Annotated in this window: 26 protein-coding genes and 1 pseudogene; 15 read left to right on the forward strand and 12 right to left on the reverse strand. The window is 66.2% G+C overall.

What is annotated here, in order from left to right; genetic code table 11:
• Positions 1-85: 85 nt before the first annotated feature.
• Positions 86-1,894: an acetyl/propionyl/methylcrotonyl-CoA carboxylase subunit alpha gene (locus AB0M74_RS14095; protein WP_364906301.1), complete on the reverse strand. Its 1,809-nt coding sequence runs from the start codon at positions 1,892-1,894 to the stop codon at positions 86-88.
• A gap of 156 nt (positions 1,895-2,050) precedes the next feature.
• Entirely contained in the window at positions 2,051-2,965 is a 915-nt protein-coding gene (locus AB0M74_RS14100) for a sulfurtransferase (protein ID WP_364906304.1), read from the reverse strand.
• Positions 2,966-3,131: 166 nt separating this feature from the next.
• Between AB0M74_RS14100 and AB0M74_RS14105 the strand changes: the two genes are divergently transcribed.
• Positions 3,132-3,941 (forward strand): transcriptional regulator, encoded by an 810-nt coding sequence (locus AB0M74_RS14105; protein ID WP_364906306.1) that lies wholly within the window; start codon positions 3,132-3,134, stop codon positions 3,939-3,941.
• Here the strand turns inward: AB0M74_RS14105 and AB0M74_RS14110 are convergent.
• From AB0M74_RS14110 to AB0M74_RS14120, 3 genes are all read right to left on the reverse strand, one after another.
• Positions 3,867-4,502: a nucleoside triphosphate pyrophosphatase gene (locus AB0M74_RS14110; RefSeq protein ID WP_364906309.1), complete on the reverse strand. Its 636-nt coding sequence runs from the start codon at positions 4,500-4,502 to the stop codon at positions 3,867-3,869. The genes AB0M74_RS14105 and AB0M74_RS14110 overlap by 75 nt on opposite strands.
• Before the next feature lie 78 nt (positions 4,503-4,580).
• Positions 4,581-4,910 (reverse strand): acyl-CoA carboxylase subunit epsilon, encoded by a 330-nt coding sequence (locus AB0M74_RS14115; protein ID WP_364906311.1) that lies wholly within the window; start codon positions 4,908-4,910, stop codon positions 4,581-4,583.
• A 139-nt stretch (positions 4,911-5,049) separates the two neighbouring features.
• Positions 5,050-6,690, reverse strand: a complete 1,641-nt coding sequence (locus AB0M74_RS14120; protein WP_364906313.1) for an acyl-CoA carboxylase subunit beta — start codon at positions 6,688-6,690, stop codon at positions 5,050-5,052.
• A gap of 217 nt (positions 6,691-6,907) precedes the next feature.
• Between AB0M74_RS14120 and AB0M74_RS14125 the strand changes: the two genes are divergently transcribed.
• Both AB0M74_RS14125 and AB0M74_RS14130 read left to right on the forward strand, forming a co-directional pair.
• On the forward strand, positions 6,908-7,096 hold the full coding sequence (locus AB0M74_RS14125; protein ID WP_364906317.1) for a hypothetical protein: 189 nt from the start codon (positions 6,908-6,910) through the stop codon (positions 7,094-7,096).
• A gap of 85 nt (positions 7,097-7,181) precedes the next feature.
• Complete coding sequence (locus tag AB0M74_RS14130) at positions 7,182-7,982, forward strand: biotin--[acetyl-CoA-carboxylase] ligase (RefSeq protein ID WP_364906320.1); 801 nt, start codon at positions 7,182-7,184, stop codon at positions 7,980-7,982.
• 54 nt (positions 7,983-8,036) lie between these two features.
• Here the strand turns inward: AB0M74_RS14130 and AB0M74_RS14135 are convergent, their stop codons facing one another.
• A complete protein-coding gene (locus tag AB0M74_RS14135; protein ID WP_364906322.1) occupies positions 8,037-8,990 on the reverse strand; it encodes an acyl-ACP desaturase in 954 nt (317 codons plus the stop codon).
• A 206-nt stretch (positions 8,991-9,196) separates the two neighbouring features.
• On the opposite strand from AB0M74_RS14135, the gene AB0M74_RS14140 reads away from it, so the two are divergent.
• From AB0M74_RS14140 to AB0M74_RS14150, 3 genes are read left to right on the forward strand one after another with little or no spacing between them, the layout of a single operon-like run.
• Complete coding sequence (locus AB0M74_RS14140) at positions 9,197-9,754, forward strand: PH domain-containing protein (RefSeq protein ID WP_364906325.1); 558 nt, start codon at positions 9,197-9,199, stop codon at positions 9,752-9,754.
• Between the two features lie 40 nt (positions 9,755-9,794).
• A complete protein-coding gene (locus AB0M74_RS14145) occupies positions 9,795-10,472 on the forward strand; it encodes a response regulator transcription factor (RefSeq protein WP_364906327.1) in 678 nt (225 codons plus the stop codon).
• Between the two features lies 1 nt (position 10,473).
• Positions 10,474-11,781 (forward strand): ATP-binding protein, encoded by a 1,308-nt coding sequence (locus AB0M74_RS14150; protein ID WP_364906330.1) that lies wholly within the window; start codon positions 10,474-10,476, stop codon positions 11,779-11,781.
• Between the two features lies 1 nt (position 11,782).
• Here the strand turns inward: AB0M74_RS14150 and AB0M74_RS14155 are convergent, their stop codons facing one another.
• Positions 11,783-12,325: a GtrA family protein gene (locus AB0M74_RS14155; RefSeq protein ID WP_364906333.1), complete on the reverse strand. Its 543-nt coding sequence runs from the start codon at positions 12,323-12,325 to the stop codon at positions 11,783-11,785.
• A gap of 81 nt (positions 12,326-12,406) precedes the next feature.
• Between AB0M74_RS14155 and AB0M74_RS14160 the strand changes: the two genes are divergently transcribed.
• The 5 genes from AB0M74_RS14160 (at position 12,407) to AB0M74_RS14180 (ending at position 16,923) form a co-directional block, all read left to right on the forward strand.
• Positions 12,407-13,582, forward strand: a complete 1,176-nt coding sequence (locus tag AB0M74_RS14160; RefSeq protein ID WP_364906559.1) for a 5-(carboxyamino)imidazole ribonucleotide synthase — start codon at positions 12,407-12,409, stop codon at positions 13,580-13,582.
• A complete protein-coding gene (gene purE, locus AB0M74_RS14165) occupies positions 13,572-14,075 on the forward strand; it encodes a 5-(carboxyamino)imidazole ribonucleotide mutase (RefSeq protein ID WP_364906335.1) in 504 nt (167 codons plus the stop codon). The genes AB0M74_RS14160 and purE overlap by 11 nt, the downstream gene beginning before the upstream one ends.
• Positions 14,076-14,105: 30 nt before the next feature.
• The gene (locus AB0M74_RS14170) at positions 14,106-14,768 is read left to right on the forward strand and encodes a TetR family transcriptional regulator (protein WP_364906338.1); all 663 of its coding nucleotides are present in this window, start codon (positions 14,106-14,108) and stop codon (positions 14,766-14,768) included.
• Positions 14,769-14,939: 171 nt separating this feature from the next.
• Positions 14,940-16,100, forward strand: a complete 1,161-nt coding sequence (locus tag AB0M74_RS14175) for an acyl-CoA dehydrogenase (protein WP_364906561.1) — start codon at positions 14,940-14,942, stop codon at positions 16,098-16,100.
• Between the two features lie 634 nt (positions 16,101-16,734).
• Positions 16,735-16,923, forward strand: a complete 189-nt coding sequence (locus AB0M74_RS14180) for a hypothetical protein (protein WP_364906341.1) — start codon at positions 16,735-16,737, stop codon at positions 16,921-16,923.
• Positions 16,924-17,326: 403 nt separating this feature from the next.
• Here AB0M74_RS14180 and AB0M74_RS14185 read toward each other — a convergent pair whose 3' ends face one another.
• Both AB0M74_RS14185 and AB0M74_RS14190 read right to left on the reverse strand, forming a co-directional pair.
• Complete coding sequence (locus AB0M74_RS14185) at positions 17,327-17,611, reverse strand: GNAT family N-acetyltransferase (protein ID WP_364906344.1); 285 nt, start codon at positions 17,609-17,611, stop codon at positions 17,327-17,329.
• A gap of 63 nt (positions 17,612-17,674) precedes the next feature.
• Positions 17,675-19,033 (reverse strand): FAD-linked oxidase C-terminal domain-containing protein, encoded by a 1,359-nt coding sequence (locus tag AB0M74_RS14190; RefSeq protein ID WP_364906347.1) that lies wholly within the window; start codon positions 19,031-19,033, stop codon positions 17,675-17,677.
• Positions 19,034-19,261: 228 nt separating this feature from the next.
• On the opposite strand from AB0M74_RS14190, the gene AB0M74_RS14195 reads away from it, so the two are divergent.
• Both AB0M74_RS14195 and AB0M74_RS14200 read left to right on the forward strand, forming a co-directional pair.
• Complete coding sequence (locus AB0M74_RS14195; protein WP_364906350.1) at positions 19,262-19,573, forward strand: hypothetical protein; 312 nt, start codon at positions 19,262-19,264, stop codon at positions 19,571-19,573.
• 71 nt (positions 19,574-19,644) lie between these two features.
• On the forward strand, positions 19,645-20,136 hold the full coding sequence (locus AB0M74_RS14200; RefSeq protein WP_364906353.1) for a GtrA family protein: 492 nt from the start codon (positions 19,645-19,647) through the stop codon (positions 20,134-20,136).
• Here the strand turns inward: AB0M74_RS14200 and AB0M74_RS14205 are convergent.
• From AB0M74_RS14205 to AB0M74_RS14215, 3 genes are read right to left on the reverse strand one after another with little or no spacing between them, the layout of a single operon-like run.
• Entirely contained in the window at positions 20,133-20,771 is a 639-nt protein-coding gene (locus AB0M74_RS14205) for a Type 1 glutamine amidotransferase-like domain-containing protein (protein ID WP_364906563.1), read from the reverse strand. The two genes, AB0M74_RS14200 and AB0M74_RS14205, sit on opposite strands and share 4 nt — an antisense overlap.
• A gap of 6 nt (positions 20,772-20,777) precedes the next feature.
• The gene (locus AB0M74_RS14210) at positions 20,778-21,617 is read right to left on the reverse strand and encodes a maleylpyruvate isomerase family mycothiol-dependent enzyme (RefSeq protein WP_364906355.1); all 840 of its coding nucleotides are present in this window, start codon (positions 21,615-21,617) and stop codon (positions 20,778-20,780) included.
• Complete coding sequence (locus tag AB0M74_RS14215; protein WP_364906566.1) at positions 21,614-22,105, reverse strand: HIT family protein; 492 nt, start codon at positions 22,103-22,105, stop codon at positions 21,614-21,616. The genes AB0M74_RS14210 and AB0M74_RS14215 overlap by 4 nt, the downstream gene beginning before the upstream one ends.
• Positions 22,106-22,511: 406 nt before the next feature.
• Between AB0M74_RS14215 and AB0M74_RS14220 the strand changes: the two genes are divergently transcribed.
• Both AB0M74_RS14220 and AB0M74_RS14225 read left to right on the forward strand, forming a co-directional pair.
• Positions 22,512-23,630 (forward strand): Re/Si-specific NAD(P)(+) transhydrogenase subunit alpha, encoded by a 1,119-nt coding sequence (locus AB0M74_RS14220; protein WP_364906356.1) that lies wholly within the window; start codon positions 22,512-22,514, stop codon positions 23,628-23,630.
• A pseudogene (locus tag AB0M74_RS14225) lies at positions 23,630-23,941 on the forward strand (NAD(P) transhydrogenase subunit alpha); the annotation flags it as partial. The gene AB0M74_RS14220 and the pseudogene AB0M74_RS14225, both read left to right, overlap by 1 nt.
• Between the last annotated feature and the right edge of the window lie 77 nt (positions 23,942-24,018).

Here is a 24,018-nt window from a genome sequence, read left to right on the forward strand (position 1 = left end):
GGGCGCGGACGTCGGAGTCCAGCGCCCGCTCCAGCGGTTGCTCATATGCAGTTAACGGGGCACAACCTCGGCTGTGCGCAACCGTTTACTTGATCTCGGCGAGGACAGTGCCCTGGGTGATGGCGGCGCCCGCCTCGACCGAGAGACCGGTGACGACGCCTGCCTTGTGCGCGTTGACCGGGTTCTCCATTTTCATGGCCTCGAGCACCACGATCAGGTCGCCCGCCTCGACGGACTGGCCTTCCTCGACCGCGACCTTGACCACGGTGCCCTGCATGGGTGCGGTGACCGCGTCACCGGAGGCCGCACCGCCACCGGTGCCACCACGCTTACGCGGCTTGGGCTTCTTGCGCACCACGCCGGCGCCGTTGCCCCCGGTCGAGCCGCCGCCACTGCCGCCGAGGCTGAACTGACCGGGCAGCGACACCTCGACGCGGCGTCCACCGACCTCGACGACGACTTTCTGCCGCGGCAGCTCCTCGTCCTCATCGGCAGCGGCGCCACCCGGGGTGAACGGCTCGACGTTGTTGACCCACTCGGTTTCGATCCACTTGGTGTAGACGTCGAACTTCTCGCCGTCCCCGACGAACGCCGGGTCTTCGACGATCGAGCGGTGGAACGGGATGACGGTGGCAAGACCGTCGACATGGAACTCGGCAAGCGCGCGCCGCGCCCGCTCCAGCGCCTGAGTGCGGTTCTCGCCGGTGACGATCAGCTTGGCCAGCATCGAGTCGAACTGTCCACCGATCACGCTGCCTTCGACCACGCCGGAGTCCACGCGCACGCCGGGGCCGCTCGGCTCCTTGTACACCGAGACCGGGCCGGGCGCGGGCAAGAAGCCGCGACCGGCGTCCTCACCGTTGATGCGGAACTCGAAAGAGTGGCCACGCGGTGCCGGATCTTCCGTGAACTCGAGCTCTTCGCCGTTGGCGATGCGGAACTGCTGACGCACCAGGTCGATGCCTGCGGTCTCCTCGGTGACCGGGTGCTCGACCTGCAGACGAGTGTTCACCTCGAGGAATGAGACGGTGTCGCCCTGTACCAGGTACTCGACGGTGCCCGCGCCGTAGTAGCCGGCCTCCTTGCAAATGGCCTTGGCGGAGGCGTGGATCCGCGCCCGCTGGTCATCGGTGAGGAACGGGGCCGGAGCTTCCTCGACCAGCTTCTGGAAGCGACGCTGCAGCGAGCAGTCACGGGTGCCCGCGACGATCACGTTGCCGTGCTGGTCGGCGATGACCTGCGCCTCGACGTGGCGGGCCTTGTCGAGGTACTGCTCGACGAAGCACTCGCCGCGACCGAAGGCGGCGACCGCCTCGCGGGTCGCCGACGCGAACAGCTCGGGGATCTCTTCGATAGAGTATGCGACCTTCATGCCGCGGCCACCGCCACCGAAGGCGGCCTTGATCGCGACCGGCACGCCGTACTGCTTGGCGAACTCGACGATCTCGTCGGCGTTCTTGACCGGGTCCTTGGTGCCCGCGGCCATCGGCGCTTTCGCGCGTTCGGCGATGTGGCGCGCGGTCACCTTGTCACCGAGGTCGCGGATCGACTGGGGCGACGGGCCGATCCAGATGAGCCCGGCGTCGATGACTGCCTGGGCGAAGTCTGCGTTCTCGGAGAGGAATCCGTAGCCGGGGTGAATGGCGTCGGCGCCGGACTTGGCCGCGGCGTCGAGGATTTTGTCGAACACGAGGTACGACTCGGCGGAGGTCTGACCGCCGAGGGCGAAGGCCTCATCGGCGAGCTTCACGAAAGGGGCGTCGGCGTCCGGCTCCGCGTACACCGCGACGCTGCCGATTCCGGCGTCTTTGGCCGCCCGGATCACGCGCACGGCGATCTCGCCTCGGTTAGCTACGAGTACCTTCGTTATCCGCGCGCTGGCATGGCTGGGCACTGAGCCTCCTGTGTGCAATCTTTTTGGTCGCCCCGTGGTCGATCAAACTTACGTCTCGGGCGAGTGTAGGCAGTCTGCCAACAGACTCTGCACTCGGATAGCCCTACTGAACAGTAGGTCGCACATCACACCAGGGCATCGGGTGTGGCGTAGGCCTTATCTGCCGCGGGTCTTGCGTGTGGTACCGGTCGGAGCCGCGCCGGGTTCAGCTCCCTTGGCAATCGGCATCCGCACCGAGTTGCCCCATTCGGTCCAGGAGCCGTCGTAATTGCGCACGGTGTCGAATCCGAGCAGGAACGTCAGTGCGAACCAGGTATGGCTGGACCGCTCGCCGACCCGGCTGTAAACGATCAGATCGTCGGATGCGGCCAGCCCGGCGTACACCTTGTCGAGTTCGGCGCGGGAACGGAATCGGCCGTCGGAATGGAAAGTCTCGGTCCAGGGGATATTCACGGCGGTCGGGATATGTCCACCTCGCAGCGCGGCGTCTTCGGGATTGATCGGCGGCTGGATGAGTTCGCCGGTGTATTCCTCCGGCGAGCGCACGTCGATCACCGGCCTGCCGAGGTGGCCGAGCACGTCCTCGCGGAAGGCGCGCGCGGTGCTGTCGTCGCGGCGCACGGTGGGGTACTCGCTGCGCGTGGGATCCGGCAGGTCGAAGGTGGTGTCGCGTTCCTCGGAAATCCAAGCGTCGCGCCCGCCGTCCAGCAGCCTGACATCCTCGTGCCCGAAGAGGGTGAACAGCCACGCGGTGTGCGCCGCCTGCGCATTGCCCCGGTCTCCGTAGATCACCACCGTGTCGTCGCGCTCGATTCCTTTTGCGCGCATAAGCTCGGTAAAACGGACACCGTCGATATAGTCACGCGTGACCGGATCATTCAGATCGCCGCGCCAGTCGATCTTGGTGGCGCCGGGTACGTGTCCGATGTCGTAGAGCAGTATGTCCTCGTTGGACTCGACGATCTCGAGTCCGGGCTTGCCTATGTTTGCCGACAGCCACTCCGTGGTTACTAGGCGGTGAGGCTGAGCGTAGGAACCGAATGAGGGATGAGGGTCCTTGGCAACAGGCACGGTGTGGGTCCTTCACGCGTGGTAGGCGGTAGTTACAGCGGTTCGGGTCTCACAGCGATGGTAGGTGTGAGGCGATAGTGACTCTCGTTTCAGATCACAAATCGGCTGAATGGGCGAATAAATCGCACCCACATCCGATAAAGTCTCCCAGGAGGAGGGGTGAGCTATGTCCGATTCTTGGCCGCGGCGGCGACTGCTCGCGATCCTACGTGGCGCCAGTGAGCCTCTCGACGCCCAGGAACTGGCCAGAATCACCGGGCAGCACGTCACCACGGTTCGGTTTCATCTGGACGTACTCACCAAGGAATCCCTGGTGCGGCAATTCCAGCAACCACCCCGTGGCCGCGGGCGTCCGCGTATCGGATATAGCGCGGTGCAGCGATCGGTCGGCTACCAGGAACTCGCGCAGGTGCTCGCCGACCAGCTCGGCCCCGATCCCCGACGTCGTTCGGAGGCGGCCATCGCCGCTGGGCGCACATGGGGCGCCAAGCTGGACGTCGGTGACCAGCACATCGAAACGTTGGAGGACGCCAAAGACCTCGCGGTGACGTTGCTTTCGGAGCTCGGCTTCGCGCCGGAACGCGACCAGGTCACCGAGACCGACGAGCAGGCGCCGATCAGATTGACGGCCTGCCCACTGCGTGAACTCGCACGCACGCACTCCGAGGTGGTGTGCGGGGTGCACCTCGGCCTGATCAAAGAGGTGCTCGACCGTGGCGGGGACCGCGGCGCGGTGAATGTAGGGCTGCACCCGTTCGTCGAGCCGGAGCTCTGCGTAGTACGACTGGAGCTCATGGCACACCCTGAGCAGGACATGCGACGGGAGTCCGACCCCAACCGGGACGCGACGGCAGTGCCGGTCGGTGCCGAGAACGCCGCCGAGCCGCGGATCGCGACGCCCTCAGCTGGCCGTGTGGCCCCACAACTGCGCAATGCCGATCCCAACGTCGCCAAGCAGTCGGCGCAGCAGTGGTAGACCGATCCCGATCACGCTGGACGGATCACCGTCGATGCGATCGACGAACCAGCCGCCCATGCCATCGAGGGTGAACGCGCCCGCCACTTGAAGTGGCTCACCGGTCGCGATGTAGGCGTCCAGTTCCTCGGGTTCGGGCTTGGCGAAATGCACGGTGGTGGAACTGCAGTCGACAGCCTCGGCGACGACCGCTCCGTCCCGCATGCGCAGGACGCAATGTCCGGTGATGAGATCCCCACTTCGCCCGGCCATCTCGGCCCAACGGGTCCGCGCGACCTCGGGAGTGTGCGGCTTGCCCTGTAGTTCGCCGTTGACCAGCAGCATCGAATCGCAGCCGACTACCACACAATCCATGGCGAATTCGGGAATCACGGCGGCAACCGACATGGCCTTCGCTCTGGCCAGCTCGACCACGACGACCTGCGGCCGCGTGTTGTTCGGCAGTGCGGCGGCGACGTCGTCCTCGTCCACATCCGACACCCGCACGACAGGGTCGATGCCCGCCGAACGCAGCACCGCGCGGCGGGCGGGCGATGCGGACGCGAGGACCAGCCGGGTCACGATCGCGCTCCGTTGTGTTCGGTCGCGACGTGCCTCGACGAGGTGGTGTCGATGGTCGGCTCGGTGCGTCGACTCACGTCAGTCGCGCAGGTGCGACAGCTGCGGGAAAGCGTAGGGCGAGAACGGCGAGGTGCCGCGATGCATGAAAGTCGGTCGGCCCCAGTTGTCGGCCGGGCCTTTCGAGCGGGCGGCGTTCGCGCTGTCGGCGACTGCGGTCAGTACGCAGACGAGTGCGGCGACCTCCTCGTCGCTCGGCGAACCCTTGACGATGCGAATGAACGGCTGTCCGCCCGATTCGGCGGTCGGAGCGACCAGATCCACGGCCACCTCGATCTCGTCGGTGATCGGGTCGACTGTGAGCTCCAGCTCGACGGCGGTCAACACATCTTCCTCTGCCACGGTCGTCACAGTGCCAGATCCTCTCTCTATATCGATCGGGCTTGTTCCCCGACTCGATGTCGAACCGATGAAATGATCTTCCTCTGGGAGCGACTGGATTGCAGCCCTATGATCCAGTGTGCGCGGCCCATGACGGTTTATCGCTTCATCACAGCGGGATGTTGCCGTGTTTCTTCGGCGGCAGTGTGACCATCTTGCGTTCGAGCAAACGCAGCGCCGAGACGATCTGACCGCGGGTGTGCGAGGGCGGGATGACCGCGTCCACATAGCCGCGCTCGGCGGCGATGTAGGGGTTCACCAAGGTGTCCTCGTACTCGTTCTGCAGCTCGAGCCGCAGCGCATCGACGTCATTTCCGTTCTTGGCGGCCTCTTGCAGCTGCTTGCGGTAGACGAAGCCGACGGCGCCGGAAGCGCCCATCACGGCGATCTGAGCGGTCGGCCAGGCCAGGTTCACATCGGCACCCATGTGCTTGGAACCCATGACGTCGTAGGCGCCGCCATAGGCCTTGCGAGTGATGATCGTGATCTTACCCACAGTGGCCTCGCCGTAGGCGTAGAGCAGCTTGGCGCCCCGTCGGATGATGCCGTTGTACTCCTGGCCGGTGCCGGGCAGAAAGCCGGGCACATCCACCAGGGTGATGATCGGGATGTTGAAGGCGTCGCAGGTGCGCACGAAGCGCGCGGCCTTCTCGGAGGCGTCGATGTCGAGGCAGCCCGCGAACTGGGTGGGCTGGTTGGCCACGATGCCGACGCTGCGCCCGTCGATCCGTCCGAAACCGCAGATGATGTTCATCGCGCGCTCGGCCTGTACCTCGAGAAACTCGTCGTCGTCGAGCAAGCGACGGATGACCTCGTGCATGTCGTAGGGCTGGTTCGGCGAGTCCGGGATGATCGTGTCCAGCTCGCGGTCCTCGTCGGTGAGCGAGTCCTCGATGGCGCCGTCGATCGGGTCGGTCGGGGCTGTGCGCGGCGCCTCGGCGCGGTTGTTGCTGGGCAGGTAGGACAGCAGATCCTTGACGTAGTCGAGGGCGTCCTGCTCGCCGGAGGCGACATAGTGCGCCACACCGGACTTGGTCATGTGGGTGTGCGCGCCGCCGAGGTCCTCCATGGTGACGTCTTCGCCGGTGACCGTCTTGATGACGTCGGGGCCGGTGACGAACATCTGGCTGGTGCCGTCCACCATCACCACGAAGTCGGTGAGTGCGGGGGAGTACACGTGGCCACCAGCGGCCGGGCCCATGATCAGCGAGATCTGTGGGATCACGCCCGAAGCCTGGATATTGCGGTGGAAGATCTCGCCGTAGAGGCCGAGGGAGACGACGCCCTCCTGGATGCGCGCGCCTGCGCCTTCGTTGATGCCGACGAGCGGGCGGCCGGTCTTCAGCGCCAGATCCATCACCTTGACGATCTTCTCGCCGTAGACCTCGCCGAGGCTGCCACCGAACACGGTGACGTCCTGGCTGAAGATGCAGACGTCGCGGCCGTCGATGGTGCCGTAGCCGGTGACGACGCCGTCGCCGAGCGGACGGTTGTTCTCCAAGCCGAAGTTCACGCTGCGGTGCCGGGCCAGCGCGTCGAGCTCGACGAAGGAGCCCTCATCCAGCAGTGCGAGGATGCGCTCGCGGGCGGTCATCTTGCCCTTGGCGTGCACCTTGTCGACAGCGGCCTCACCCATCGGGTGGTTGGCTTCTTCCAGCCGATTCCGCAGGTCAGCCAGCTTCCCAGCGGTGGTGTGGATATCGGGGGAGCCCGCCGATTCCGAGGAGGGCTGCTGCTGGACACTCGTCATGGCTCCGGAGTGTAACGAGTACCAGTGGCTTGCAGGAAACGAGCACCGGCTACCGGCGAGTAGAAAACCGCAGCTAGATTACTTTGCTTTGTGACATCGAACAGAAAATTCCTGGTCGATTACCGCGTTCCGCTACAACAAAATCAATGGTGCGGCGTGCCGGTGTCCAGATAGCCTGAAGGCGTCCGGTTTTCGGCTCAGGGGAGGAGCAAGGCAAATGTGGGAATGGGGTAGAACGGTCGCCGAATATGCCACCGCGGCGACTTGGACGGGCCGTCGGATTACGCCTCCGCAACCGACCGTCCTCGACCCGGAATTCTGGGTCGAGGCGGACGAAGCGGAGTGCGACGAGGCGAATACCTCCGGTATGCGAGCACCGATTCGCGAGTACGACCTCGTCGGTTGACCGCAGCGTGCGTCGGCTTACCTCGATGGCGATGGCTCCGCCGACCTATCGGGGTAAGCCGACAGGCACCGAGTAGCCTGCCGATGTGCACAGGCCACCGTTGGATGCAGAGCAGTTGCGGCGCAGTCTCACCGACTCGCCCGAGCTGTCGTTTTTCTCCCGCATCGATGTGTTGGAGGCGACCGGATCCACCAACGCCGACCTGATCGCGCGCGCCGGGGATTCCGATGCGGATCGCAGCGTGCTCCTGGCGGAAACTCAGGAGCGCGGCCGCGGCAGACATGCGAGAACCTGGGTGAGCCCGCCACGGGCACAGCTGTCGCTGTCGCTGTTGGTGCGCCTGCCCGGCGTCGCCCCGGAATCACTCGGCTGGCTGCCGCTGCTCACCGGGGTCGTGGTGGTCGATGCGTTGCGCTCGACCTCGGGTGTGGCCGCAACTCTCAAGTGGCCCAACGATGTATTGATCGACGGCCGAAAGGTCGCGGGCATTCTGGCCGAGGTCGCGGCGAGCGACGGCGCACCCACCGTGGTGATCGGCATCGGCCTCAATGTGAGCCTCACTGAAGCGGAACTGCCGGTGCCACATGCCACTTCACTGACGCTGGCCGGTGCCACCGACACCGACCGCACGCTGCTGGTGCAGTCGCTGCTCACCGAATTCGCTCGACGCTTCACGGCATGGCAGGGCGCGAACTGGGCCACCGCCGATCTGATCGCCGCCTATCGGGAGCGGTGTTCCACGCTGGGCGCGCGGGTGCGCGCGGAGCTGCCCGGCGGGCAGACACTGACCGGCACTGCCACCGACGTCGACGCCACCGGGCGCTTGCTGATCGGCGATCGGGCGGTGTCCGCAGGCGACGTCACCCACTTGCGCGCCGAAGTCTGAGCCTTCCGCCGCTCGGTGGGACCCCGGCTTTCGCCGAGGTCACGAACCGTGCACTCACACCGGCTGCATGATGCCCTTGGCGGCTTCCCGCGCGAACATCCGATCGCGCTGCTCCTCGAACTTGAGTACATCGCCCGCCAGCTTCTCCAGGTATTCGCCGAGCCTTTCCCTGGCGGCCTCCCCGCGCGCACCGAAGTCGTTGCGCTCGAAGATGTTCCACTTCTTCAGCACCGGCTGCACTACTTCCTCGAGATGCTGGCGCAGGTCGTAGATGCCGTGCTTGGCCATCAGCACGCCGTTGCGGCGGAAGTTCGGCATGCCGTGGCCGGGCATGACGAAATTGGCGAGGATCCCGGTGATCGCCTCCATGGCCTGATCGGGGACCAGATCCAGGCCCGCGCCGCACAGGTTGCGGTAGAAGATCATGTGCAGGTTCTCGTCGGTGGCGACGCGCTGCAGCATGCGGTCGGCGATCGGGTCGTTGCAGACCCGGCCGGTATTGCGGTGGCTGACCCGAGTGGCCAATTCCTGAAAGGTCACATACGCGACGTTCACCAGGAACCCGCCCCAGTACTCGGGGGAGTGCACACCCTTGGTCATGTGGATCATCCTGGCCTCTTCGAGAGCGACCGGGTCGACGCCGCGGGTGACGACCAGGTAGTCACGCATGACGATGCCGTGCCGATTCTCCTCGGCGGTCCAGCGGCCCACCCAGGTCCCCCATGCGCCGTCGGCGGAGAAGTGCTCGGAGATCTCGCGGTGGTAGGAGGGCAGGTTGTCCTCGGTGAGCAGATTGGTGATCATCGCGGCCTTGGCGACCTCGTTCAGCTTGGACTGCTCCGGCGCCCAGTCGATCCCGCCCATCGCCGCGAAGTTGCGGCCCTCGTCCCAGGGGACATAGTCGTGCGGGTGCCAATCTTTCGCCATCGACAGGTGCCGGTTGAGGTTCGCTTCGGCTATCGGTTCGAGTTCGGTCAGGATTTCCAGCTGATTCAGATCCTTGGTCACTCACGCCTCCACGGCCGTATCGACATTTTGTCTAGCAGGACTTGGCTTTTCCGCAGGTAGAGCGTTCAGAGCTAGGTCGAGCGGACATCACTTGAGCGAGCGGGAGAATCTCGGGCGCGACGGGGGCTGCGCGAGGTGACGATTGTGCAGCACGGCGCGCCCCGGTGTCCAGGCATTCTGGCACCCGCACACGGTAGGGTTCCGGCATGGGTTATCCGGAGGAGGTGCTCGCACCGGACGAGCAATTGATACTCCATCGTCATCCGCATTGGAAAATGCTGTTCTGGCCGGCGGTGACGTTGATCGTCGCGACCGCGTTCGCCGGTTTCCTCGGTGGCCTCGCCTGGCGGAACACCGAATCCACCACGCGATCGATTTTGCTCGGCGTCATTCTGGTCGCCTGGCTCGGCATCCTCGGATGGCGTTGTGTCGCACCGGTTCTGAGTTGGAAATCGACCCATTTCATCGTGACCGATCGACGGGTCCTCATCCGTCAGGGCGTGATCACGCACACCGGTATCGATATCCCGATGAGTCGCATCTCCAGCGTGCAGTTCCGGCACGGTCTTTTCGACCGGCTGCTGGGCACCGGCACCTTGATCATCGGCTCGTCCTCGGAGGAACCACTCGAATACGACGACATCCCGCAGGTGCAGCAGGTACATGCGCTGCTGTATCGCCAGGTGTTCGAGGAGTCGCAGGGCCACGGGGAGCGGTGGGACGATCGCGGTCGCCACGGAATGCCCGGCGGCGGCCACCGATGAGACGACTGGCCGCTGTCGCGCCTATCCGTAATCTGGGGTCATGACCGCCGTACTCCTGGCCGAAGACGACGAGGCCATTGCCGCGCCGCTATCCCGGGCCCTTGGGCGCGAGGGGTATTCGGTGACGGTCGAGCGCTTCGGGCCCGCGGTGCTGAAGAGGGCGTTGGAGGGCAACCACGATCTGCTCATCCTCGACCTGGGCCTGCCCGGTATGGACGGGCTGGAGGTGTGCCGCCAGGTGCGCGCTCGCGGCGCGGACTTGGCCGTGCTGATGCTCACCGCGCGCACCGACGAGGTGGATTTCGTCGTCGGGCTCGATGCGGGTGCCGACGACTACGTCGGCAAGCCGTTCCGCCTCGCCGAGCTGTTGGCTCGCGTGCGAGCCTTGTTGCGGCGCAGTGGAATCGGTGACGACATCGTCGAGGTCGGCGGCATCAGGCTGGAGCCCGCGGCCCGCAGAGTGCTGGTGAACGGCGTCGAGATCGGTTTGGCCAACAAGGAATACGAACTACTCAAGGTGCTGATCGATCGCGCGGGCCAGGTGGTGCCGCGCGAGACCATCCTGCGGGAGGTCTGGGGCGACGCCGAGTTGCGCGGTTCCAAGACCTTGGACATGCACATGTCGTGGCTGCGCCGCAAGATCGGCGACGAGGGTCCGATGGCCGAGCGACGCATCGTCACCGTGCGCGGTGTCGGCTTCCGGCTGAACACCGACTGACATGCGGCGCAGAATTCTGCGATCCATCCTCACGGTGCTGACCATCACCACGGTGGTGCTCGGCGTGCCGTTGATCTACACCGCTTGGCTGTGGGTCGAGGACATCACCCGCAACGATCTGCAGAGCAGGTTGGAGCGGATCGCCGCGGAGGTCATCGTGCAGGAGCACGGCGACGGCATGGTGACCGGCGGGTTCGACGAGCGATCGGTGCGGCCGCTCGTCCCCGCGGGCGGCAGGCTGACCATCGTCTATCCGGCCCCCAAAGACAACGCCTCGCGCCTGGACGTCGGCGTGGACCGGGTCTCCGATCCGCTGGTGGAGTCGCTGTCGATGGGAACCGCGGGCTCGCTGCGCCTGGAGGTGCCGTCGGGGCCGATGCATGTCAGGCAGCGGCAGGCCGTTGCCGTGGTGGCGCTCGCGGTGCTCGCTTCACTCGGTGCGGCGGTATCGGTCGCGATGGTCACCGCGGGTCGGGTGGCCGATCCGCTGCGCGATGTGGCCGCACGGGCCGCGCGGTTGGCCAAGGGCGACTTCCGGCCTGACCCGCGCAGACACGGTATCTCCGAACTCGACCGAGTGTCCGACGTGCTCGACTCGGCTACCGTCGAGATCGCGGGCAGGCTGCAACGCGAGCATGCCCTGGTCGCGGATGTGTCGCATCAGCTGCGCAGCCGGTTGACCGCGGTGCGGCTGCGCCTGGACGAGTTGTCCGCCCACACCGATCCCGATGTCGTGCACGAGGCCGAGGAGGCGATGGCGCAGGTCGATCGGCTGACCGAGGCGATCGACGACCTGGTCCGCGCGTCGCGGGACGAGGACGCGGCGGACCGTGATCCGGTGCCGGTGATGGCCGAGTTGCGCGGCGTCGTCACCGAATGGACGCACCCGTTCAGCGAGGCGGGCCGGACGCTGTCGCTGATCGGTGACGAGTCGCTGTGCGCGCCGATCACCGGGTCGCGGCTGCGCGAGGCGGTCGCGGTGCTCGTCGACAACGCCCTGATGCACGGCGGCGGCACCTGCACGGTGTCGGTGCGCACGGTGCGCCCAGGGCGGGATCGGGAGCCGCTGGTGTGTGTCGAAGTGGCCGACGAGGGCGAAGGGGTGCGTGACGAACTCGCGCCGCACATCTTCGATCGTGGATTCTCGGCAGGCGGATCGACCGGTGTCGGGTTGGCCTTGGCGCGGGCGCTGATCGAGGCCGACGGCGGGCGCTTGGAGCTGCAGCGGCGCAGGCCCGCATTGTTCGCGGTGTTCCTCGGGGCGACCACGCCGATCCGGTCGGCGAGCGGGGTGCCCGAGCCGCGCTGAATCAGCTGTGGCCGAGCTGCTCTTCCTCGAGCAGATCCTCGAATTCCTCGACGATCTCCTGCATTTCGTCGGGGAAAACCCAGCGGCGCATTGCCCAGAAGCGGAAGGCCATCTGTAGCAGATTGCCGATGATGAAGGCGCTGATGAAGTCCGCGATGTTCTCGACGGTGAAACTTACATTGGGCTGGCGCAGATCGAAGACGTAACTCGACACCCACAGCGGTAGGAAGGCGAGCACGACGCCGACACCGCTGACACCGAAGAACAGCAGCGCCTCGTGATGGCGCTCCCGCCCGCCGCGATTCTTGAACGACCATTCGCGATTGAGGATGTAGGAAGCGATCACGGCGATGACGCCGGAAATGATCTTGGCGGTGACCGGCTTGGTATCCAGGACCGTCCACTTCAGCGCATAGAAAATGCCACTGTCGATCACGAAAGTGGTAGCGCCGACGATGGCGAATTTGATCAGCTCATGGTGGCGGTACGCGATCTCCCGCAGCGGCTGGGGGAGGACGTTGACCACGTCGTCGACGAATGACACAAGGCCCGAGTGTACCGGTAGCGGTTGTTCGGGCTCGACGTGACAAGATTGCCAGACGTGAGGCCCTTCGATCCGTCCGCCATGCCCACCGTCACCATGATCGGTGGCGGACAGCTAGCGCGCATGACCCATCAGGCGGCCATTGCCCTGGGGCAGCGGCTACGCGTGCTCGCCGAGCGCCAGGACGATCCGGCCGCGCAGGTGAGCCCGGAAGTCGTGCTCGGCAGCCACACCGATCTGGCCGCGCTGCGCAAGGCAGCTGTCGGCTCGCACGCGCTGACTTTCGACCACGAGCACGTGCCGACCGAGCACCTGGAGGCGCTGGTCGCCGAGGGCGTGAACGTGCAGCCGCCGCCCCAGGCGTTGATCTACGCGCAGGACAAGCTGGCCATGCGCACCAAGTTGTCGGAGCTGGGGGTGCCGGTGCCCGCGTTCACGCCGGTGACCTCGGCGGCCGATGCGGTGCGCTTCGGCGCCGAGCACGGCTGGCCGATGGTGCTCAAGGCGGTGCGCGGTGGCTACGACGGCCGCGGTGTCTGGATGCCCGAGACGGCGGCGGAGGCAGAGGCGATCGTCGAAGACCAGCTCGTGCACGGTGTGCACCTGCTCGCCGAGGCTCGGGTGGAGCTGAAGCGGGAACTGTCTGCCATGGTGGCGCGCTCACCGTATGGTCAGGCGGCGACCTGGCCGGTGGTGGAGACAGTGCAGCGCAACGGACAGTGTGCGGTGGTGATCGCGCCCGCGCAGGAGCTCGCGGAGGAGCTCGCGGCCCAGGCGGAGACGCTGGCACTGAACCTCGCGAAGGCGCTCGGGGTGGTCGGCGCCATGGCCGTCGAACTGTTCGAGACCCACGACGGCACCCTGTTGGTGAACGAATTGGCCATGCGCCCGCACAATTCCGGGCACTGGGGCATGGACGGCGCCCGCACCGGCCAGTTCGAACAGCATTTGCGCGCCGTGCTCGACTATCCGCTCGGCGATACCAGCCCGCTGGCCCCTGTCACCGTGATGGCGAATATTCTCGGCGCGCCCGAGTCGCCGGCGATGTCGATGGACGAGCGGCTGCACCACCTGTTCGCCCGGATGCCCGATGCGAAGGTGCACCTGTACGGCAAGGGTGAACGCGAGGACCGCAAGATCGGGCATATCAACGTGCTCGGCGATGACGTCGCAGTGGTGCGGGAAAAGGCTGAGCGCGCGGCACGATGGATGTCGCACGCGATATGGACCGACGGATGGGATCCCCATGGCGAATGAACCGCAGGTAGGCCTGATCATGGGCAGCGACTCCGATTGGCCGACCATGGAGGCCGCGGCGGAAGCCTTGGCGGAGTTCGGTATTCGCTTCGAGGTCGGCGTTGTCTCGGCGCATCGCACGCCTCAGCGCATGCTCGACTACGCCCGTGACGCGGCGGGCCGCGGTCTTCGGGTCATCATCGCGGGCGCGGGCGGCGCGGCCCACCTGCCCGGCATGGTCGCTTCGGCGACCCCCCTCCCGGTGATCGGGGTCCCCGTCCCCTTGAAGTACCTCGACGGCATGGACTCGCTGCTGTCGATCGTCCAGATGCCCGCGGGCGTCCCGGTGGCCACCGTCTCCATCGGCGGCGCCCGCAATGCCGGGCTGCTCGCCGTCCGCATCCTCGCCGCCCACGACCCGGCCCTGCGGTCGCGTATGGAACAGTTCCAAGCCGGTCTGGAAGAGATGGTCCTGCAGAAGGACGAGGCACTGCGCACCAAGCTGCTCGGGTAGTCGGTCGACCCGCCTGACTACGGTGGTCCGGTGGCAAGTGACGACGATACGGCCAGGTTTCGGCTGACGGTGGTTGATCATGCTCTGCGACTGTTCGCCGAGCAGGGGTACGAGGCGACGTCGGTGGACGCGATCGCCGAGGCAGCGGGGATTTCGCGGCGTACCTTCTTTCGGCAGTTCCGGTCGAAGGAAGACGTGATCTTCGCCGATCACGAGTCGCAGTTGGCGCAGGCAGCGGAGTTCCTCGCCGCCGCGCAGGATGATCCGTGGGAAGCGGTGTGTGCCGCGGTGGTCCAGGTGTTCGAGCGGTTCACGCAGTGGCGAGAGATCGCGGAGCGGCGGTATCGAGTGGTGCGGCGGGTCCCCGCGCTGCGCGAGCGGGAGATCGTGACGGTGTTCCGTTACGAGCGGTTGTTCACCGACTATCTGCGGGAGCGGTTGCCCGAGGTGCCCGATTTGATGCGGGTGCAGTTCGCGGCGACGGTGACAGCGACGCACAACTATCTCTTGCGGCGGATGGTCCGTGGGGAGTCCGACGCGGGTGCCGCGGACCTGCGGGTAGAGCTGGCGGCGATCCCACGGGGTGCGGGGCGTGCGACGGGACCCGAGGACATGGTGGTCGCGGTGTTTCCGCGTGACATGCCGCCGCGACAGGTCGCCGATCTCGTGACGCGACGGCTGAGTAATCTGTGACGGGAATCATAGTATGCGGAACATGACACTCGGTGCCATCGAGTAACTGCACTTGATGCGAAGTTGTGGGCGTATACTCGAAGGCAATCTGGCACTGAGTGCCGAGGAGCTGAATGTTCCGTGCTGCTTCGGGACGCAGTGATCACGACCGACGACCAGGAGTGTGCTCCCATGGCGGGAAACCCCGATTTCGATCTGTTCAAGCTCGAGGACTTCCACGACGAGCTGCGCGCGGCCATCCGCGGGCTCGCGGAGAAGGAGATCGCCCCGCACGCCAAGGACGTCGATGCCAACTCCCGCTTCCCCGAGGAGGCGCTGAGCGCGCTGAACGCCGCGGGCTTCAATGCGGTGCATGTGCCGGAGGCCTACGGCGGCCAGGGTGCGGACTCGGTCGCGACCTGCATCGTGATCGAAGAGGTCGCGCGCGTGTGTGGTTCGTCGTCGCTGATCCCGGCCGTCAACAAGCTCGGAACCATGGGCCTGATCCTCAACGGGTCCGAGGAGCTCAAGCAGAAGGTGCTGTCGGACATCGTCGACGGCGAAATGGCCTCCTACGCGCTGTCGGAACGTGAGGCGGGCTCCGACGCCGCGAGCATGCGCACCCGTGCCAAGCGGGACGGCGACGACTGGGTGCTCAACGGCTCGAAGTGCTGGATCACCAACGGCGGCAAGTCTTCCTGGTACACCGTCATGGCCGTCACGGACGCGGACAAGGGCCCTAACGGCATCTCGGCATTCCTGGTACACAAGGACGACGAGGGCTTCGTGGTCGGTCCGCTCGAGCACAAGCTCGGCATCAAGGGCTCGCCTACCGCGGAGTTGTACTTCGAGAACTGCCGGGTGCCGGGTGACCGCATCGTCGGTGAGCCGGGCACCGGCTTCAAGACCGCGCTGCAAACCCTCGACCACACCCGCCCCACCATCGGCGCGCAGGCCGTCGGCCTCGCGCAGGGCGCCCTGGATGCCGCGATCGCCTACACCAAGGACCGCAAGCAGTTCGGCACCCGCATCGCCGAATTCCAGAACACCCAGTTCATGCTCGCGGACATGGCGATGAAGATCGAGGCCGCCCGCCTCATGGTCTACACCTCGGCCGCCCGTGCCGAGCGTGGTGAGAAGAACCTCGGCTTCATCTCCGCTGCCGCCAAGTGCTTCGCCTCCGACGTGGCCATGGAGGTCACCACCAACGCCGTCCAGCTCTTCGGTGGCGCGGGCTACACCACCGACTTCCCGGTCGAGCGGATGATGCGCGACGCCAAGATCACGCAAATCTATGAGGGCACCAACCAGATCCAGCGCGTCGTGATGTCGCGCGCGCTGCTGCGTGGCTGAGCAGCTGCATCGATCAGGGTGGCCCGGGGCGCACGCCTCGGGCCACCTGTTTTTCGGAGCCTGATCGCCTCTCGAAATAATTTCGAAGCCGATCAGTTGTCGAGTTGTATCCTCGGCAATGGTCTTTTTGAAACATATTCAGACGATAGACAGTATGAAGCCGAATTCGGACCGGTCTCGCCGATCGGCGTGTGAAAAGCGCGCGATTGATATTTACTCGCGCGAGTGAAAAAGGTCGACGACCTGTATCGCTGCAGGTCCACGCGGCGCTATCGGATTCCGAACTTGATTAAGTGTCGCCGGCTTCCTCGGAAATTTGGTACCACTAACTATGTAAATAATTCTCGGATAGGTGGAGACTGGACCTCGCGACATGACGAGGTGGGTGATGGCAAAGATCGCTATCGGGCTGCGGTCGGGGATGAATTGGATTCCGCTGTCCTTGGTTGTTTCCGGCCGGGATCGTTGTCACCAGCCTGCATGTGCTGACCGCGAGGCCGATCGAGGATTTGTTCGTCGATTTGTCAGCACAGCGCGCAGCGCCCGATCCACCTCGACGTCACCGCCAACCCAGACCTGTACGACGCGGATGCGCCCTTGCGCATCATCATTTCCGCTTCATGACGTCGAGTCGATGCTTGCCGACGACTCGGGGACGGCGGTGCGGGACCTCGAATATTTCCTCGACGATGAGCGGCGGCTGCACAATGGCGTGCACAGGCCGGAGGTTTCCGCACCGCGATTGCTGTCCGATGTGCTCGACACCGGGCAGCGCGCGGCCGGTCCAGCAGCCCCTGCGGTGGTGTGCGTGCTCGCACGCTGACCTATGGGGAACTGGACCGACTGTCGAATCGCTTGGCACACAGACCGATCGAATCGGGCGCGGCCCGGAGGCCGCCGTCACGGTCGTGTCGCGATCGGTGGCATCGGTCTCGCGTTCTGGGCGTAACCGCGCTGCGGGCCGGCGTACTGCCACCGAGAATCGGGCCGAGCAGGTCGCGGAGATGACGGTCGAACGTGGCGCCAGGCTCGGCATCACGACCTTGTCCCGCTGCCGACGCCGAACGACCTGACCTGGCGTCGGTCTATCACCGGAACCGACACCAACCATCGGGTCGGCTGTGAACACAATGAGCTCACCGGTCCACGGGGCCTCGAGGTGATCGGTCTGATCCTCGCGCAGTACCTGCGGGGGCGTAGGCATCGGCCGTCGGCCGCGCCGCGAACTAGGCGACCAGGTCGGCGTATTCGCGATGCTCGGCGATGTACTTCTCGACATACCAGCAGGTGGGGATGACCGTGAAGCCCGCACCGCGCGACTGGTTCAGTGCGTACTCGACCACTTGGGCGGCCACGCCGCGGCCGCGGAATTCGGGGAAGGTCATGGTGTGGTGGAAGTCGCGGACCTTGGTGTCCTCGGCTTCGGCGTAGTCGGCGTACCCGGCGAGGGTGTCGTCGATATAGATCTCGAAGCGGGTATCGACGGCGTTGTGCTCGAGCCTGGTGGTCATGATCTGGTGAAACTCCTTCTCGGCCGGGAATGTTCCTGCGGCTGTGGTGTGGTCTGGCCTGGTCTACAGAATCGAGCCGGGATTGAGAATGCCATGCGGGTCGAGCGCATCCTTGATGCGCCGGGTCAGCGCCATCACGTCGGAGCCGAGCTGATCGGGCAGCCACGCCTTCTTCAGCCTGCCGACTCCGTGCTCACCGGTGATGGTGCCGCCGAGCGCGATCGCCAGATCCATGATCTCGCCGAAGGCGCGGTGTGCGCGTTCGGTCATGGCGGCGTCGGTCGGGTCGTGCACGATCAGCGGGTGGGTGTTGCCGTCGCCCGCGTGTGCGATCACCGAGATGATCACGTCGTTGTGTGCCGCGATCGCCGCGACGCCGTTGATTAGGTCGCCGAGGCGCGGCAGCGGCACCCCGACGTCCTCCAACAGCAGCGGTCCGAGCTTCTCCACCGCCGGAATGGCGAAACGTCGCGCGGCGGTGAAGGCTTCGCCTTCCTCGGGGTCCTCGGTATGGAAGACCTCCGTGGACCCCGCGTGCTCACACACGGCCACCATGATTTCGGCCTCGTGGCGGGCGAATTCGCCCGGGGCATCCGAGCGCGCGACCAGCAGGCCCGCGGCGTTGCGGTCCAGCCCCATCCGCAGCTCGTCCTCGACCGCGTTGATCGCCACCGCGTCCATGAATTCGAGCATGGACGGGCGCAGCTTTGCGGTGATGCCGAGAATGGCATCGGTAGCGGCGGTCAGCGTCGCGAACGAGGCGACGACCGTGCTCTGCGGCGGTTGCGCGGGCAGCAGCCGCAGTGTCAGTTCGGTGATCACGCCGAGAGTGCCCTCGCTGCCGACGAACAGTTTGGTCAGCGACAGTCCGGCCGAGTCCTTGAGCCGGGGACCCCCCAGACGCACCACGGTGCCATCAGCGAGCACCACCTCCATGCCGAGGATGTAATCGGTTGTCACGCCGTACTTCACGCAGCACAGACCACCCGCGTTGGTGGCGGCGTTGCCGCCGATCGAACATATCTCGAATGATGAGGGGTCCGGTGGATACCACAGACCTTCCGCGGCGACCGCGCGCTTGACCTCGGCATTGAGCAACCCGGGCTGCGCCACCGCGGTGCGGGTGACCGGGTCGACGGCGATGGCGCGCATGCGCTCAGTGCTCAGCACGATGCCGCCCTCGACGGCTGTCGCGCCACCGGACAGTCCGGACCCGGCGCCGCGCGGGACCACCGCGATCTGGTGCTCGTGGGCGAAACGCAGCGTTGCGGCGACATCGTCGGTACTGGTGGCGCGCACAACGGCCAGCGGGACCCCGGCATCGGGGTCGCGCGCCCAGTCCTGTCGATAGCCTTCGAGCAGGTCGGCGTCGATCAGCACCGCACCGTCGGGCAGCCGCGCGATCAGGTCATCCAGTTCCACACAGGTCACGGTATCTGCTCGAGCGTGGCCGGACCCGGCGTCGGGTGCTCAGACAGCGGGCGGCACGTTCGGTCGGCCGGATAGATGTGGCCCGCGTCGCGTCGGGCAGACCTGCGCGTCGGCCGGGCCCGCTAGGAGTGGTGCCCTCGCTGGTGGGGAGTGGTACTCGGGCCCACTGGTGGTAAGAATTCCAGGCGAGGGGAGCGTTGGGCGTTGGAGGAGGCACTGATGCAGGTTGTTTCACCGGACTACCGCGAGCTGATCGCGGCGATGTTCTCACCCGAGTTCGTCGACGGTGGCAGCGATGCGAGCGTGCTGCGCCGAATCCATGCCGGCCAGTTCGGCGAATGGCTGACGGCGCTGGACCGTTCCGGGGTCTTCGACAAAGCGGCGTTGGCAACGGTCGCCGAACAATGGCGGCAAGACCCGCTCATCCTGCTCGACGCACTGCTGGAGGAGGCCGACGACGTGACCCGCAGGCGCTGTCTGGCCGCGTGGTCGGCGCTCGACCGCCGTCCTCCGCTCACCCAGATCGGTTGATTGCGGCGTTTCGACCTGCCGGTTTGTCCGGCGATCACTTCGTGGACACCTGTCGCTGCCATGCTGGCGGCGTGCCAGGCCTTGCGACGACCACCGACACCGTTGCCGACCGGTTCACCCGCTGGTGTGTGGCCGTTGTCGCGCGCCTGCCCTGGGGCCTGGACGGTCTTGTCGCCCCGACCTTCCTCGGCTTCGCACTGATCAACGGCGGCACCTTCGGCGTCGACCTGGTGTTGCTGACGGTGTTCCACGGGTGGTGGGGACTTCCGGTCTGGCTGTCGGTGACGGTGGCCTACCTCTGCGCCTTCGGATTGAGCTTCGTGCTCAATCGCACCGTCAATTTCCATTCGCACGCACCGGTCGGCAGGCAGGCGCTGGTGTACACGGGGGTTGTCGCGATCAACTATGTCGCGTTCATCCTGGGCGTCGGCAGTGGGCTGACCGCACTCGGCCTCGAGTACCACCTGTCGAGGCTGCTGGCAGGTGGTTGCGAAGCGGTCTATATGTACAGCGCGATGCGCTGGGTGGTGTTCGGCCGCACGGACGCCCGAACGTCCGGCTAGCGCAGCACCTCGGTCGTGTCGCCATCGATCACTACGACATCGTCATCGGTGAGCGCCCAGTGCGCAGTGCCCTCGGCCTGGTAGCGCGCGGCGAGCCGGTTGCCGTAACCGTCCGGGTCGGTCGCGGAGTCGATGTGCGGCACGATCCGGCGATCGACCAATCCCAAACCGTCCCATCGGGGTTCGACACCACAGCTCGGTGCGACTTCGGCGGGATCGTCCATCGCGTCGAGGCCGTGCAGATCCGGGCCCATGACGCATGCCCCCGCGCTATATCCCGCGTACACGAGCGCGTCGGCGGCCAGTAACTTTCGCAGCACCAGATCTGCTCCGCTGCGGGCGAATTGGGCGCGCAGCACAAAAGTATTGCCGCCGCGCACCCACACCAGTGGGTATTCGGCCAGCGTCCGCTCCAATTCCGTTGCGCGTCCGAGGTAATCGCGCAGGTCGAGCGTCTCCGGTGTATAGCCGAGCTTGCGTAGCGGCACCGAGTCGCTGGTGACCGCGCCCGCCCATGCCGCGGGCCAGGCATCACAGGCATTGGGAATCACCGCAACCCGGCCCGGCTTGCCGACGAGCGCGGCGAGTCGGTCGTAGTGCGCCCCGAATCGGTAGCTGGACAGGAACAGTCGCACCACGACTCAGAGCGTGAAGGCCAGGTTGTGCACCAGTTGCAGGCCGAGCTGTTCGTCGCCGCTGATGGCGATCGCGTCGAGGTGCTTCTCGGCGGCCGTCCTTCCACCGCCGAGGCGGACGAAAAGCCCGGAGTCCAAGCGGATCTCGACGTCGGCGGGAGTGTCGAACGCATCCACGTAGGCCGCCCGGCCTGCCACCTGTATGTGCAGCGTTCTGGCCAACGGGCCGGTCAGCTCGAAGGTGATCCGCGCGCCGTCGGGCGCCTTGCCGCGCTTGACGACCACTCGCGGGATCGCACCGGCGAACTCCGCGAACGCGAGCTCACCGCGCCTGCCGCCCTCCTCGACGGACACGCCGAGCGCGTCGGCGATATCGAATTCGTGCATCCAGCAATCGAACAGCCGCACCCGCATGAACCGGCCGTAACCGACCTGGCCGATCGGAGAGGGGGTCTCGGCCTGCCATTCGGCGTCGCCGAGCGCCGCGAGCGCCGCGCGCCTGCGGTCGATGACATCGTGGTAGAGCGCGAGCAGCCGCGGACCCGGCAGCGGGCGCAACCGATCGACCCAGATCTCATTGAGGACGGCGGTCTCGTTGCGCACGTGGGGGAGCGCGCGCACGTCGGTCTTCTCCCTGGTCGGATCGTGCGCCGGCGGGCGCTCGCCGAGCAGCCACGATTCGGTGCCGATGACATGGGCGACCACATCGAACACCGTCCAACCCGGCAGCGGAGACGGTGTGCGCCACCGGTCTTCGTCGAGCTCGACGACCAGCGTCGCGATGGCGTCCCACTGTTCGGACAGTGTGCCGATCAATTCGGTCCGGTCCAAGGTCGGGTCGGTCATCCTTGTGGTCCTTTCTCGGCGCGGCCGGTCGGCTCTGCCTCGTCGGTGCTCGACTCTTCTTCGCTGTCCAGTGCTGTGATGCCGCTCTTGATGGCTGCGGCGGTGGTCGCGGGGTCGTGCGGGCGGCGCAGGAGCAGTCCGGCCGCGAAGCTCAGCTTGTCGCCGTGTCTGCGCGGTATGACGTGCAGGTGCACGTGCGGCACGGTTTGGAAGGCCGCGGTGCCGTCGTTGAGGACGAGATTGGCGCCGTCGGCGGCCAGACTGCTGCGGCGAATCGCCAGGGCGAGCCGGTGCCCGGCCCGGAAGATGTGTGCGCCGAGCTCGGCGTCCAGATCCTCGAGCTCGGTGGCATGGCGCTTCGGGATCACCAGCGTGTGGCCGCGGGCGACCGGACGGATGTCGAGGAAGGCACACAGCGTGTCGTCCTCGTAGACCTTCGTCGCCGGGGCTTCGCCCGCAGCGATGCGGCAGAAGACGCAGTCGTTCACATCGCCGACCATACGGCGTACGACGAGCGCGGCATACCCCGAATGCGCCATTCGGCATGATGCACGTCACTGTCGGTCGGTGGTTCGAGCTGCTGACCAGTTCTCGAACCTCCGGGTAAGTAAGGGACTTCTACGTACGGTCTTGGCGCGCTCACCTGCGGCGACAACTATCGGAGCGCGGAAAGTCCCGATTAATCGCCGGTGCCGGAGGTGTCGACCGTGTCCGTCCCAACGCCCCGAAACCGGCATATCGGTGGAATCCGACAGCGATGTGTGATGGGCATCTCAGCTACGCTCACCGCGAGCCGGGTACAGTGGCGAGGATTTGGACGAACTTACTCTGAAGTAACATCGTCCGGCTGTCGTCCGGTTGCTTGAAGCTCAGCACGAGAAGGAAGTCTGACAAGTGGAGACAACGCAGAGCGTAGGCGATCAATCGTCACGTGGCGCGCGGGTCGGAGTCGTTCGCGAGTCCAACGCGGGCGAACGACGTGTCGCATTGGTGCCGAAGATCATCCCCAGCCTGCTGAAACACGGCGTGGACGTGGTGGTCGAGACGGGCGCCGGTCTCGGCGCGCTCATTCCCGACGCTGCCTATGTCGAGGCAGGCGCGACGATCGGCGACCCGTGGTCGGCCGAGGTGATCGTGAAGGTGGCTCCCCCGAGCGATGCCGAGGTGCGAAAGCTGTCCAGCGGACAGACCCTCATCGGCTTCCTCGCCCCGCGCAACGCCGAGAACCAGATCGGTGCGCTGAAGTCCGCTGGGGTGCAGGCCTTCGCGGTCGAGGCCATCCCGCGCATCTCGCGCGCCCAGGTGATGGACGCACTGTCCTCCCAGGCCAACGTCTCCGGCTATAAAGCCGTGCTGCTCGCGGCGTCGGAATCGACGCGCTTCTTCCCGATGCTCACCACCGCGGCGGGCACCGTGAAGCCCGCGACCGTGCTGGTGCTCGGCGTCGGTGTCGCCGGACTGCAGGCGCTGGCCACGGCCAAGCGCCTCGGCGGCCGCACCACCGGCTACGACGTGCGGCCCGAGGTCGCCGATCAGGTGCGCTCGGTCGGTGCGCAGTGGCTCGACCTCGGCATCGACGCCGCCGGTGAAGGCGGGTACGCCCGGGAGCTCACCGACACGGAAAAGGCCGCCCAGCAGCAAGCTTTGGAAGACGCCATCAAGGGCTTCGACGTGGTGATCACCACCGCGCTGGTGCCGGGCCGCCCGGCACCCCGCCTGGTCACCGCCGCAGCGGTCGAGGGCATGAAGCCCGGCAGCGTGATCGTCGACCTGGCCGGTGAAACCGGCGGCAACTGCGAGCTCACCGAGCCCGGCGAGGTCGTGGTCAAGCACGAGGTCACCATCGCTTCGCCGCTGAACCTGCCCGCCACCATGCCCGAGCACGCCAGCGAGCTGTACTCGAAGAACATTGCGGCACTGCTGGAACTGATGCTGGTCGATGGCAAGCTCGCGCCCGACTTCAGCGATCAGGTGCTCGCCGATTCCTGCGTGACACGTGAGGGTGATGCCTGATGTACACCGAACTGCTCGCGAACATCGCGATCCTGGTGCTGTCCGGGTTCGTCGGCTTCGCCGTCATCTCCAAGGTGCCCAACACGCTGCACACCCCACTCATGTCGGGCACCAACGCCATTCACGGCATCGTCGTGCTCGGTGCGCTGGTCACCCTCGGTAATGTGCAGGATCCCTCGATCCTGACGCAGATCATTCTGTTCGTCGCCGTCGTGTTCGGAACGCTGAACGTCATCGGCGGTTTCGTGGTCACCGACCGCATGCTCGGCATGTTCAAGGGCAAGAAGGCCGCGGGAGCGCAGCCAGCGCAGCGACCCGTGGACTCGGGAGCGCAGCCAGCGCAGCGACCCGTGGACTCGGGAGCGCAGCCAGCGCAGCGACCCGGGGA

Source organism: Nocardia sp. NPDC051463 (genome assembly GCF_040681975.1).
GTDB lineage: Bacteria > Actinomycetota > Actinomycetes > Mycobacteriales > Mycobacteriaceae > Nocardia.